Genomic DNA, 13,769 nt, shown 5'->3' on the forward strand with positions numbered 1-13,769 from the left:
AGAAAAAAACCAGACTGGTAAGTCCAGACTGGTCTATACATTGCTATGTTCAAGATACTCTTGGATTTTTTTTAACGAACCCGGTTCAACTTTTTCAATTGCCTCAGCTGCATGCTCTAAAGCATCTTGGTATTGATAATTGCGGAATTGCTTTTCTGCTTCGGTCAGGGCAATAGCAACTGAAGGGAATTTGCTTCTATATCGATTGCCGTATTGAATAACCTTCTCGGCCATCATTACTTGTTCAGTCAATTCAACAGTAGCCTCCTGAACACGACTAACCGCAACACTTGCAATATCCAGATGGTGCATGACTGCATTCATATTCAATGGTTTTTCTTCCAATTTCTCTTTTACTTCTTCAATGCTTTCTTTTGCTTGTATAACCATTAATTCATAAGAAGTTGGAAGACCCGGTAAATTGCTTCCTTTGATGATTCGTAAGGATTCCGTCATGCTTTGATGCAACTTCCTTATCGTTTCTCTTGATTCCAATTCATCCTTACGCAGAGTATTTAATTTCTCTTCAAATTCTTTTTGTAAGTCTTTCAGTTCATCCAATTTGGATTCAAGCTCAACGATGTCCTCTTTTAATACCGTATAAGCTGTCTCTCTTTCGTATATTTTCTCTTTAAGCATTTCCCATTTTGATTTCAATGTAATCAGTGTTTTATCAAGATTAGAACGTGCATCAAGTTCCTTCTCCGGCATTTGATAGATTTGTTTCACCAATTCTGTCTCTTCATCAAGTCTCTCAAGCTGATCAATTGATTTATCTAGCTTTTGCTGATACAAATCCTTAACTGATAAAACATACTGACGTGCCACAACCTCTTTTTCCAACAAATCATAATAGGATTGAATGGATTCGTTTAATTCCTCGATTCCTTTTGCAGCTTCTTCGGTGTTTATCTCAACAATATATTCCTTATATTTTTCTAAATTTTCTTCCATTTTTTCAATTTCATTTTCAAAAAACATATGACTTAACGGATATCCTTGCTCACACATTTCCGCATATCCCATTTTAAGTTCATGCAAAAGTCCCGGTATATGTATTTGGCAATGCCCAATTAAATCAGGAATCAAATCCAATTTTTCTTTCAGGTTTTGCAATTTAGCCTGGATGCCCAGTACTTGCTCTCTAGCCTCTAAGTAATCACCTGATTCTGTTTGGTTATTGAATGTGTCAAAATCCAGAGCAAGCTTATCAAATTCCTCTTCCAATTTACCCGCAGCTTCACCAAATGAATGACGGTGTGCCAATAAACGTTTCTTCTGTTCACGATAAGCTAATAAAAGCTCTTCAACTAATTTTTTATTTTGCTCCTCGCTGCCCACCAATTCATTTAATTCATGAAGCATTGCTGAAAGTGTAATTTCGATTTCTTCAATAATATGCTCAATCTTCTTTTGAACCTGCACTGATTTATTAAATCGGTACTTGTCAGCATATTCTTCTGCATCAAACAGCAGGGTCTCAACATCGGCAAGGCGATCCGTTTGGATTGTATCCCATTCGTTACGCCATCTTTCAAACATTCTCTCTGTTTGACCAGTCATATTCAAACTTTTTACCCTGGCTAATTCTTCTGCTATCGGCCTGTTCATGATGTCAATTTTTTTCTCTGCAAGTCTATCTATTTCTTTGTAGTGTTTCTTCCTTGCCAATATTCCAATAATAAAGGCAATAAAGATAATCACCAATATCCCTATTACATACTCCATATGAAGCCTCCTATTCAAAACGAGACAGATAATATATATAAATAAGTTCAATATCAATGATTTAATGATAACATGGTATAAAGTATTTTTAACTAATAAAATCTACTTTTTCTACAAAAAATTATTCAATGCCCTCTTTTAATGTCCAGAAAATATATTTTATTTAAAATATTTGTCGAAAAGGAGGCTTTCTCGATGAAATTTAAGGACGGACATGTACATACCCCATATTGTCCGCACGGAACAGATGAACCCGTTTTTGCTTATATTGAAAAAGCGATAGCGCTGGGGTACGAAGAAATCACCTTTACCGAACACGCTCCTTTACCAAAAGGGTTTATTGATCCGGCTCCAACACGGGATAGTTCCATACAAATGGATCAGTTATTCACATATATAGAGGAAATAAGGCGTTGTAAAGAGAAGTATAAGGCGAAGGTTGCTATTAATATTGGTTTGGAAGTGGATTATATAGATGGCTGGGAACAGGAAACAACAGAATTCCTGAATGAAATTGGCCCTTATTTGGATGACTCGATTCTGTCGGTTCACTTTTTAAAGAATCAAAACGACTGGTATTGCCTGGATTATAGTGAAACAGAATTCGGTCATATGATAGAACAATACCAATCTGTTGATCAACTATATAAGGCTTATTACCATACCCTTCAAAAATCGATTATAAGTGATTTGGGGACATTTAAGCCCAAACGGGTAGGCCATATTTCTCTAATTACAAAATTCCAGAAAAAGTATCCAAGCAATGCCCCATTAGAATCCTATTTACTACCAATACTTTCATTAATAAAAGAACGTGGGTATGAACTGGATTTAAACACGGCCGGCCTTTTTAAACCCTTGTGCGGTGAGACGTACCCTCCCATCCCCTTTATTCAGGCAGCCATAAAAATGGGGATCCCTCTCTGTTATGGATCTGACGCTCACCATCCGGAAGATCTTGGAAGAGGATTAGATGTACTAAAAACAAAATCTTAACAAACGAATAATCGCTTAGCATCCAGTCAGATGGGGACAGGGCAAACACGCTCCTCAAATAAGCAGTCATTAAGAAATCGTTCAATCTCTAACTGATACTTGTTTATAAAATACAATTCGTTCGTAAATAATTGCCAAACCTCACTGAAGTATTGGGCCTGAATAAAGGGTTCATTCAGTAATGCTTTTAGCTTCATGACAAACATAGATGGATTAATCTTTTTTAATTCACCGCAATCCATACCAGCATCAAGGAATAAATTAATATAAAATTTTTCTTTCGATAAATAGGTTGTATAGATTTCTCTGTTCAGGCTTGAGTCTACTGATATTTCTCTTAATACAAGACGTGTTAATAGGAACTTTTCTCTGTAATAATGCAAGCAAAATTTGGTATACTTTAAGACACATTCTTTCGGACCAATGAGTGGGAGTTGTTCAGCGATATTTTCAATACCGCTTATATAGCCTTCGAAGAAATCTGTAAAACAATATTCAAGGAGACCTTGCTTATGCTGAAAGTGATAAGCTATATTTGCTGAATTACCTCCGGCACGGCCAGCGATATCTCTGATTGAAGTTGCTGAATAACCTTTCATATAGAATAAATAGACAGCAGCTTCAAAAATATCATCTTTTTTATTCGATAGTTTATCCATAAATTTATCTTCCCCCTTTATGATTAACATTCTCTAGGAATGTCAGATGACAAAGTGAAACCTTGCTCGGCGGGGAGTTCTTTCATCCAACACCGAGTATTCGTTGAACCAATCGGGGATATTGCGCTAAGACCTACACAGAACCGTAATAGAAGTGAAGTCTTCGTGCTAATTTGAAAGGAATAAAAGCCGTTCTAGCATAAGCTGTGCGTTCACATGGATTTTCTCTTATACATGAAGTAGTTCTTCTTTTTAGAGACTTATCCTTCTATAACTTCTCGACAAAAAAGACAGTACTGACTATGGTTAGAGGTTATTCTCTATTGAGGGTAACAATGAAAGGAGAATGATGATGTTTCAAGTCGGAAAATATAAAAAAACGAAACCAGAAAACTATCAAATGGTTAGCAAACAGCTGGAAGCCCTAATAGATGGTGAAACAAATTTAATTGCCAATTTGAGCAATGCTTCTGCCCTTTTAAATCAATTTTTGGACGACGTGAACTGGGTAGGATTCTACCTATATGAAGAGGAGCAACTGATACTTGGACCATTTCAAGGTCTCCCAGCCTGCATTCGAATTCCTTTAGGCAAGGGAGTATGCGGAACAGCGGCAGAAAAAAGAGAAATAATCAGGGTAATGGACGTACATCAATTCCCTGGACACATCGCCTGTGATGCTGCCACTCAATCAGAAATCGTTTTGCCGATTCTGAAGGATGGCCGTCTGATTGGTGTACTTGATATAGACAGTCCATCAAAGAATCGTTTTGACAAAGAAGATGAACATGGATTAAAACAATTTGTTGATATACTTGTCCAATCAATTTAAAAAACAAAAGGCTAAGCCAAAAATGAGCTTAGCCCTTTTGTATTAACAGGATACAATCATCTGATTTTTACCTGATCGCTTAGCTGTATACAGGGCATCATCTGCCCGCTTGAAAAGGTTTTTAATCGTATTGTTATTTTTCTGATTGGATTCCCAATACGATACACCGCAAGAAATGGTAACCGGAGGATTTGTTTCTTTTCTTACTTTTTCAACAAGTCTTTCCGCAACTGCTTTACCAGCCTCTATCGGTGCCTTTGGAAGGAAAATAGCCAGTTCTTCCCCGCCCCACCTTGTACCTATATCGGTGTCTCTAATACTATTTTTAATTAAATCAGCTACCTGAATAAGGACCTCGTCTCCCTTTTGGTGCCCATATGTATCATTTGTCAGCTTGAAATTATCTATATCTATTAATATAAACGTTCCCTCAGTTTCAGAATTTATCAGTTCAAGCATTCTTCCTTCAAGATAATTTCTCGAATATAGACCTGTTAAATAATCAGTTATGACCATCTTTTCAAGCTCTTCTCTTAATATTGAGTTCACAAATGCCATCGAAGAATGATGAATAAGAGACTGCATTAATTTAAACATATCAAATGTAAAATGATACGGTACTCGATGAAGAACAATACAAAAACCATCCATCTTTCCACTATGTATCATAGGGAAAGCCATAAGGGATTTATAAGGGCCATCCTGCCCGACTTTATCCGAATCCATATCCCCAATATATAAAGCCTCCCGATCCTGCTCTAAGCTGCCTTTGACATATTGGATGTAGTGTTTAGATGTCTCTTCAGTGAAAAAAGGTGAACTTCCCGGGACAAGTTTTGTCTGTCCATTCCTAATCATAAAAAAGCCTACTTCGTCTGCGAGGAATGATTTATTTATTTGTTGCTTCATATAACTAACTGTTTCACTAAGCCTCAAGGTAGAATTTAGACGATGCGATGTTTCATTAATCAGACGTAAATCCGCAATTAAGCGTTTGGATTGTTCATATAATTGGGCATTCTCCAGTGCCCCGCCTGCCGTATTCGCGAGGAGAGAGATGAATTCGATTTCCGTATCAGGAAATATGACTGCTTCAGGTGCAATAACTTGTAAAACCCCATAAACACCCTGCTTGCCTAATAAAGGCGCATACAACACAGAATTTTTCACTTCCATTGAATCCTCAAATTGAACACGACCGGAAACATATGCCTGCATGGCAGATAAATTTTCCCCATCCATTTCCAAACTTTTAATTGGAAGATTTAATGTGTTATCGCTATCCTGAGACATTAGCAAATAGTAAACAAAGGACGGATATACTTCACGCAGGGTTTCTATTACCTCCGCCAAAACGGAATGCATATTCATAGAGGAATGAAACTCTGTCGTAATCCGTTGCAATAGTTTATATCGTTTCTCTTCCTTTTTTCGTTCTGAAATTGCAATTGCCTTGTGCAGTAATTCTCCTATCACTGTCCTCAATTCAGATAAATCAATTCTATTATCATTTTTCAACTCTTTATTTTCAGAAAGAACTACAAATAGTCCCAGTAATTCTCCTTCATGATATAAAGGAATTCCCAAGGGGTATAATGTATCAGTTAATGATACACAGGCTTCCGTACATAAATCTTTCATTGAGGAGTTTAGTAAAGCATCAAGTGAAATGGTGCTAGCAAACTGATTTTGGAGTTCTGTTTTCGAAGCCGCTTTTTCCAGATAGAGCTTTTGTTTCCAAGGATCATTATAATAACAGGCAATCTCATCCACCCTTAATAATTCCAATAAGAAGTCGACCATTTTATCTGTAAATCTATCTAAAAAGAGTTCATTATCATCTTTAATCATACATTCAACAAATAGACTTTTTAAATTTGTTTCCCAGCTCAGATTTAATTGATTATCTACCATCACATTAATCAACACCTGTTGTCATATTTTATTTCGTATTTTTTATAAATTTAGATTGATTTTTAAAAAAATAATACTTTATACCTGCATTTTACCAATATATGCTAAAATAATCATTACTTTCTTTCAATATAATTACATTTTTTATTTAAACCTGTGAAGGAAGCATCATATTGTAACGATTCCATTTAAGAGAATCCCTTGACTTATGTAACAATAAATTATACAATATTCTTTGTGTAAAATATCGCAGCTTATGTTCACATCTTTATTCGTTCATTTCATTCCTCTACCATGAGGTGTATCTTGTAACCCGCTGCTGCTAGGGCGAAGGTACATGAAAATGAAATGGCAGTAATGTTTGTAAACATCAGTTTTTATTTTACAAAAATAAAAACATTCAAGGAGGAGTCTTCTTATGGCTCGTTATACAGGTCCAAGCTGGAAACTATCCCGTCGTTTAGGAATTTCCCTAAGCGGTACAGGTAAAGAATTAGAAAAGCGTCCTTACGCACCAGGACAACACGGTCCTAATCAACGCAAAAAGCTTTCCGAATACGGTTTGCAATTGCAAGAAAAACAAAAACTTCGTCACATGTACGGTGTGAACGAACGTCAATTCCGCACAATGTTCGATCGTGCTGCTAAAATGCCTGGTAAACAAGGTGAAAACTTCATGATTCTTCTTGATTCTCGCCTTGATAACATTGTTTACCGTTTAGGTTTAGCTCGTACTCGTCGTCAAGCTCGTCAGCTTGTAAACCACGGACACATCTTGGTTGATGGACGTCGCGTTGACATCCCATCTTACCGTTTAGCTCCTGGTCAAGTAATCGGAGTACGTGAAAAATCTCGTAACCTTGATATCATCAAGGAAGCTATGGAAGTAAACAACTTCGTACCTGACTACCTAACTTTCGATGCTGACAAGTTAGAAGGTACATTCACTCGCTTACCTGAGCGTTCTGAATTACCAGCTGAAATTAACGAAGCTCTTATCGTTGAGTTCTACTCTCGTTAATTAATACGCTTTGTAAATAGCGTATTCAAAAACCCTGGAAACCTTGTTTCCAGGGTTTTTATTTGTGTAGAAAATATAATTACTAAACTTATAATCAGACTCGAAATATTATTTATAGGAATTATGAAGCAAATGACACTTAATTCTCTCTTTGTTTTTGGAAAAACGAAGACCAGGCAATACCTTAAAAATTTACCATGACATCATCTGCAAACACCATTAAACGGGACTCCAAACCTAAAACGGATCTTAGGTTTTTCATCCTAACAAGATCTGTTTTGGTGTACTTAACATAGCTGTGGACATATCTATTAAATCAATTTCTTTTGGAATACTTTTCAATCACATAAAGTAAAAGCCAGCATCAAACTCACTAAAAATCGGAAATTAAATCCCCTCTAACTTTATCTACAAATAGAAATTAGTCACCTCTTCAGATGTATTATAAAAGAACTATATTGTGGATCAAATTTATCATTCACTTATTAGACAGTACAGTAGAATAACGGTTTGTTACCTCCTTCATTTCAAGACTATCCCAACTATTAGAGTAACTGATACTTATACCAATCTATACATATTGTAGTAGGCGAGAAAATGAAAAATGAAAAAAATAAAAATCAGAAAAAATATAATAGTTTATTTAATATTTTATTAACAAACTAATCAAAAATTGTGATAATATAGTGAATTGTGTAAATTATTACTAACAAAGAGGAGGGGAATTTGTTGGCTTCTTAATTTTAATAAGGAATACCAACAACTAAGATGAAAAAATATATTGCTGGAATTTTAACTGTTTTCTTAAGTTTTACTGTACTATTTTTAACGAATAGTAATCAGGTTGAGGCTGCTTCCAAAACGATGTACGTAACTGCAGACAATTTAAATGTGAGGGAGAAAGCATCATCATCGTCAAAAATTATTACGGCCGTAAAGAAAAATACAAAATTGATTGTAACTAAAAAGAGCGGTAACTGGGGATATGTCAAAGTTAACAAAAAAAATGGATGGGTATCAATAAATTATTTAACATCCAAGGCTCCCGTAACAAATAAAACAATGTACACTACTGAAAAAACAACCCTGAAAAAGCTAGCAAAAAATAACTCCGGCACGCTGAAAACGATTAACAAAGAGGCAACAATAATTGTTTATTCAACTACTTCCGATAAATATGCCAAAGCAAAGTACGGTGGAAAAACGGGATGGATTTTAAAATCTAAAGTGAAAGATTCGAAGACAGTTACAACAACTTCAAAAGCAGCAATAAAATATAAAACAATTAAACAAAATGACAATACTTTAGCAAAAGGCACTACGAAAGTCGTCCAAAAAGGAAGCAACGGAAATCAAACGATCATATACAAGAAAACGTTTAAAAATGGAAAGCTAATTAGCACAAAAAAAATATCGTCTAAAGTAACAAAAAAAGCAGTGAATCAATTTATTAAAGTAGGTACTAAAGAAACTAAAGCATCTAATTATGCAACCGAGGTTCTTCGATTGGTTAACCAAGAACGCGCAAAAGTAAATATAGCACCTTTGAAAAATTTAAATAGTCTTTCGAAAGTTGCCGAAGTTAAATCAAAAGATATGCGTGATAACAATTATTTCAATCATACAAGCCCCACATACGGGTCTCCGGGAGAAATGGTAAAAAAATTCAATATTTCTTTCACGATGCTTGGTGAAAATATTGCAGCTGGACAAATTACTCCTGCATCTGTAGTGAACAGTTGGATGAATAGCCCAGGGCACAAAGCGAATATTCTCGATGCACGTTATACCCATATCGGAATTGGGTATGCAGAAGGTGGTTCATGGAAACATTATTGGACACAATTATTTTTAAAACAGTAAGTAAAAATACTTAATATCCATTTCAATTTTATTTTCTTTCAACCATTTATAATAAAGCACAATAAGAAAAATATATACATTAAAAGGGCTGCCTAACCGAGACAGCCCTTTCTTCTTTCTATCATGCGTACTTAATAAGCGTGTATTTCTTTTTACCGCGGCGAATTACCGTGAATTGCCCTTCTAGCTTATCAGCCTCTGTCATCGTATGAGCGAGGTCTGTGACTCTTTCACCGTTGATGTAGATCGCACCATTTGTGATATCCTCACGTGCCTGACGTTTAGATGGAGAAATTTTTGCATTTACTAGTAAATCAACCAAGAGCAATTCCTCATTGCTGCCCACTTCAAAGCTTGGTACATCCTTGAAGCCCTGGCGAATTTCTTCTACAGATAATTGCTTAATATCACCGCTGAATAAAGCTTTAGAAATATTGATTGCTTGTTGTAAAGCTTCTTCACCATGAACAAGTTTCGTTACTTCCTCAGCAAGCGCCTTCTGAGCTGCCCGTTTTTCCGGAGCTTCAGCAACCTCTTTCTCAAGCGCTTCGATTTCTTCTTTGCTTAAGAATGTAAAGTATTTAATGTATTTAATAACATCACGGTCATCTGTATTAATCCAGAACTGGTAGAACTCATATGGAGACGTTTTTTCACGATCTAACCATACCGCTCCGCCTTCTGTTTTACCAAACTTAGTTCCATCTGATTTTGTAACTAATGGAACCGTTAAACCAAAGGCTTTTGCATCTTCCTTCGTTTTACGAATTAATTCCAGACCTGCGGTAATATTTCCCCATTGATCACTTCCGCCGATTTGTAAACGGCAGCCTTGAGTTTCGTATAACTTCAGGAAATCAAGAGATTGCATGATCATGTAACTGAATTCAGTAAACGAGATACCAGACTCAATACGGGATTGTACAGAATCTTTTGCAAGCATGTAGTTGAGTCCAAAATGTTTCCCAATATCCCGAAGGAACGTAATTAAGTTCATGTTGCCAATCCAGTCATAGTTATTAGCCATGATTGCTTTATTCTCACCAGTTTCGAAGTCGAGGAAACGGGAAAGCTGATCTTTAATACGTGCAGTCCATTGGTGAACAACATCCTCTGTATTTAACGTCCGCTCAGCTTTTTTACCACTTGGGTCTCCTATCATACCTGTCGCTCCGCCGACTAATGGGATTGGCTGATGTCCTGCTAACTGGAATCGTTTCAGGATTAAAATAGGTAACAAGTGGCCAATATGCAAGCTATCGGCAGTGGGATCGAAGCCAGCATATAGTTTCACGCTTTCTTCCTGTAATAATTTTTCCAATCCCTCTTCATCTGTAAATTGATTCACGAGACCTCTAAAACGTAAATCATCTAAAATATTCATCCTTCTCCACCTCTTACTATTTAGATTAGATTAAAATAAAAAACGCCCCTTCATCTAAATGAAGGGACGATTACTATCGCGGTACCACCCAACTTGCGAAACATATAACTGTCTCGCCGCTTATCCTTTTAACGGAAAGGTTCCGGCATTCGCTACACAGCTTTACATAAAGCATTCCCGAATGCTGCTCGAGGAGGTAATTCATCATTTCGCTTGTACCGGTTTACACCACCCACCGGCTCTCTTAAACATTGGCGAACTAACTACTGAAATCCTGTTATCGCATCAAATATATAATATTGGTTATGCTTTTTTTACCATAATAACAAACTGTTTGTCAAACCCAATAATTGTATTGTTTCGCTAATATAGAGAAACTATACCTACCTGAAACACTTGCTTATGCTATAATGTATGTGATTTGTTGGGGGAGTGAATGAATGAAAGATATTTTTATAAAACTTAAAGAAAGGCTTGCGCCATTGTGGGACTTTGTAAACAAACCCGTTGTACAGCGAAGAGCACGTATTTCCTATCAGGTTATCTGGAATAATCTATTAATCTTCTTAATTGTATCTGTCATCGGGATGGCATTTGCTGGCGGAGTTGGAGCTGGTTACTTTGCATCTATGGTAAAAGACGAACCAATCAGGAGCAAGGAACAGCTTAAATCAAGTGTGTCCAGTTATGAAGAAACATCTGAGATTTATTTTGCAAGCAATGTATATATGGGGAAAATGCGTTCTGATCTTGAACGTAAAGCAGTGAAACTGGAAAATGTTTCGGATTACGTTAAGACAGCATTAATTTCCACAGAAGATTCCTATTTTTATGAGCATAAGGGTGTTGTACCAAAAGCCATCATTCGAGCTTTACTTCAGGAAGTGACAAATTCTTCTGTCCAATCAGGAGGAAGCACACTGACACAACAATTAATAAAACAACAAATCTTAACGAATGAGGTTTCCTTTGATCGTAAGGCGAAGGAAATCCTGCTGGCATTACGCCTTGAAAAATTCATGAAAAAAGATGAGATTTTAGAAGCTTATCTGAATGTCTCACCGTTTGGCAGAAATTCCTCCGGCCGTAATATTGCCGGTGTCCAGGCTGCAGCGGATGGCATTTTCGGGGTAGATGCCAAAGATTTAACTCTGCCACAGGCTGCCTTTATTGCGGGATTACCAAAGAATCCATACCTTTATACACCATTTACACAATCCGGTGAAGTGAAGGAGGACCTTTCCCCAGGTATCAATCGTATGAAAACAGTTCTTAAAAGAATGTATACCAACGATGCCATTACAAAGGAAGAATATGATAAAGCATTAAAATATGATATTAAGAAAGACCTTGCAAAGAAACAAACATATCCTACTGAAAAGTATCCATACTTAACATATGAAGTAGAAAAAAGAGCAATTGAAATCATGATGCCAATATTGGCAAAGAACGATGGGCTTTCAAGCAAGGATTTAGAAAAAGACGACGACCTATATAAGCAATACTATACTCTGGCTGATCAGGCCATCCGACAAAATGGCTATCAAATTCATACAACCATCAACAAAAAAATGTATGACAATATGCAAAAAGTCACTAAAAATTACCCTTATTATCAGGGTACCCGACAGGTGGAGAAAAAGAATCCGGATACAGGAGAAACCTATATAGAGAATGAACCAATTGAAGTTGGCGCCATGCTAATTGAAAACTCTACCGGAAAAATACTCAGCTTCGTTGGAGGCCGTGATTTTAAACGGGAGCAGCTTAATCATGCTACATCAGCTGTACGTTCAAATGGTTCAACAATGAAGCCACTACTTGTATATGCACCAGCAATGGAGTACGGAGTTTCCTATCCAGGCAAAACTTTGATCAATGCACCTGTGAACATTCGCGGTTGGAGTCCAGGAAACTATGCTGGCGGCGGAATTACCGGTATAACCTCTGCACGTGAAGCATTAAAGAGATCCTATAATATACCGGCAGCGGTTCAATATGCGGAAATTATAAATCGCAACCCAGTAAAATATCTTGAAAAAATGGGCTTCACCTCTTTAGAAAAGCAAGATTATACAAACCTTTCCACGTCTTTGGGTGCATTAGCCAGAGGCGTAACCGTAGAAGAGAATACGAATGCCTATGCAACATTTGCAAATGGTGGACAATTCGTAGATAGCTATATGATCGAAAAAATAGTAGATTCTAATGGAAAGACCATTTACCAACATAAAAAAGCGAAGACGGATGTATTCAGTCCACAAACAGCTTATTTAACAATTGATATGATGAGGGATGTCATCACCTCTGGAACAGCAGCAGGTTTAAACAGTAAATTGAAGTTTTCAGCCGACTGGGCCGGCAAAACCGGCACTAGCCAGAACTTTCATGATGCCTGGATGGTCGCGACCAATCCAAATGTCACATTTGGAGTTTGGATGGGATATGATTCAAATGCATCTGTGGATACATATGGAATGAGTTATTCACAGCGAAATCAAACATTATGGGCACAATTAATTAATTCAGCTTATGATGTTGCACCAAACTTAGTCGGGACTTCGAAGCGACACCAAATGCCAGGTGGTATTGTATCCAGATCCTATTGCACATTGACCGGTTCCCTGGCATCCAAATCATGTATAGATGCAGGACTCGCAAAATCCGATTATTTCAATGCCAAATATCTTCCTTCATCTGAGAACGGCAATTTGGCAACATCAAGCGAAAGATATGTGTTCATAAATGGTAAGAAATATGTGGCACTGGGGTCTACTCCAGAGGAATTCACAGAAACCGGTCTTGTGATTAATGCCGACTTTTCTAACATTACAGGAGCAAAATACCTTATTGATAAATCATCTATTACGCCAAAAGGCTCTGAATTTGAAGGGGCAGCTATCGGAGCTTCGAAAATGAATGATAACGGGAAAGTACCTGGAGCACCGTCAGTTACTTCAAAGGAGAAAGTCATCAACTGGAAATCTTCTGGTGACTCTGACATAGTTGGATATCGTGTTTATAGAAATGGTGCTAAAGTAGCCAGTATCAAAGCTGACAATACACTCAGCTTTAAAACAGATGGAAATGGAAAGTACTACATTACTGCAGTGGATATAGCTGGTAATGAATCTGCTCCATCCTCTATTATCGAATATAAACCAGCTCCTAAGCCGGAACCTAAGCCTAAAGAAGTAAAAAAAGAGAAGGCAGAAGATAAAAAAGAAGACATAGAAGATAAAAAAGAAGAGAAGAAAGATCCAAAAGAAGATGAAAAACCAGTTCATGCCGAAGAACAAGAGCATGATGAAAATACAGAGGAATAAAAAAGAGGCTGTTCCAGGTCGGTATCACACTCGACTATCGGAACAG

9 protein-coding genes and 1 other annotated feature are annotated in these 13,769 nt (G+C 36.9%); of the genes, 5 read left to right on the plus strand and 4 right to left on the minus strand.

Annotated elements, in window-relative coordinates:
• Nucleotides 1–33: 33 nt before the first annotated feature.
• Nucleotides 34–1,728 (minus strand): septation ring formation regulator EzrA, encoded by a 1,695-nt coding sequence (gene ezrA / locus A8L44_RS16500; RefSeq protein ID WP_066109008.1) that lies wholly within the window; start codon nt 1,726–1,728, stop codon nt 34–36.
• 195 nt (nt 1,729–1,923) lie between these two features.
• Between ezrA and hisJ the strand changes: the two genes are divergently transcribed.
• The gene (hisJ, locus tag A8L44_RS16505; RefSeq protein ID WP_066109011.1) at nt 1,924–2,724 is read left to right on the plus strand and encodes a histidinol-phosphatase HisJ; all 801 of its coding nucleotides are present in this window, start codon (nt 1,924–1,926) and stop codon (nt 2,722–2,724) included.
• A gap of 26 nt (nt 2,725–2,750) precedes the next feature.
• On the opposite strand, the gene refZ is transcribed toward hisJ, so the two are convergent.
• The gene (refZ, locus tag A8L44_RS16510; RefSeq protein WP_066109013.1) at nt 2,751–3,383 is read right to left on the minus strand and encodes a forespore capture DNA-binding protein RefZ; all 633 of its coding nucleotides are present in this window, start codon (nt 3,381–3,383) and stop codon (nt 2,751–2,753) included.
• Nucleotides 3,384–3,735: 352 nt separating this feature from the next.
• Here refZ and A8L44_RS16515 point away from each other — a divergent pair, with 352 nt between their 5' ends.
• A complete protein-coding gene (locus A8L44_RS16515) occupies nt 3,736–4,215 on the plus strand; it encodes a GAF domain-containing protein (RefSeq protein ID WP_066109018.1) in 480 nt (159 codons plus the stop codon).
• 42 nt (nt 4,216–4,257) lie between these two features.
• Here A8L44_RS16515 and A8L44_RS16520 read toward each other — a convergent pair whose 3' ends face one another.
• A complete protein-coding gene (locus A8L44_RS16520) occupies nt 4,258–6,129 on the minus strand; it encodes a sensor domain-containing diguanylate cyclase (protein ID WP_066109259.1) in 1,872 nt (623 codons plus the stop codon).
• Nucleotides 6,130–6,547: 418 nt separating this feature from the next.
• Here A8L44_RS16520 and rpsD point away from each other — a divergent pair, with 418 nt between their 5' ends.
• Together rpsD and A8L44_RS19515 are read left to right on the plus strand one after the other, a co-directional pair.
• Complete coding sequence (rpsD, locus tag A8L44_RS16525; RefSeq protein ID WP_066109019.1) at nt 6,548–7,150, plus strand: 30S ribosomal protein S4; 603 nt, start codon at nt 6,548–6,550, stop codon at nt 7,148–7,150.
• 768 nt (nt 7,151–7,918) lie between these two features.
• Nucleotides 7,919–9,013 carry a CAP domain-containing protein gene (locus A8L44_RS19515; protein ID WP_066109022.1) on the plus strand — a complete coding sequence of 365 codons (1,095 nt, stop codon included), beginning with the start codon at nt 7,919–7,921 and terminating at the stop codon, nt 9,011–9,013.
• A 121-nt stretch (nt 9,014–9,134) separates the two neighbouring features.
• Here the strand turns inward: A8L44_RS19515 and tyrS are convergent, their stop codons facing one another.
• The gene (gene tyrS, locus A8L44_RS16535; RefSeq protein ID WP_066109025.1) at nt 9,135–10,397 is read right to left on the minus strand and encodes a tyrosine--tRNA ligase; all 1,263 of its coding nucleotides are present in this window, start codon (nt 10,395–10,397) and stop codon (nt 9,135–9,137) included.
• Between the two features lie 59 nt (nt 10,398–10,456).
• Nucleotides 10,457–10,687 (minus strand) — a binding site (T-box leader).
• Between the two features lie 150 nt (nt 10,688–10,837).
• Between tyrS and A8L44_RS16540 the strand changes: the two genes are divergently transcribed.
• The gene (locus tag A8L44_RS16540) at nt 10,838–13,723 is read left to right on the plus strand and encodes a transglycosylase domain-containing protein (RefSeq protein WP_066109030.1); all 2,886 of its coding nucleotides are present in this window, start codon (nt 10,838–10,840) and stop codon (nt 13,721–13,723) included.
• The last annotated feature ends 46 nt before the right edge of the window (nt 13,724–13,769 follow it).

The sequence above is a fragment of the Bacillus sp. FJAT-27986 genome (assembly GCF_001685035.1).
In the GTDB taxonomy this organism is placed as follows: Bacteria; Bacillota; Bacilli; order Bacillales; family Pradoshiaceae; genus Pradoshia.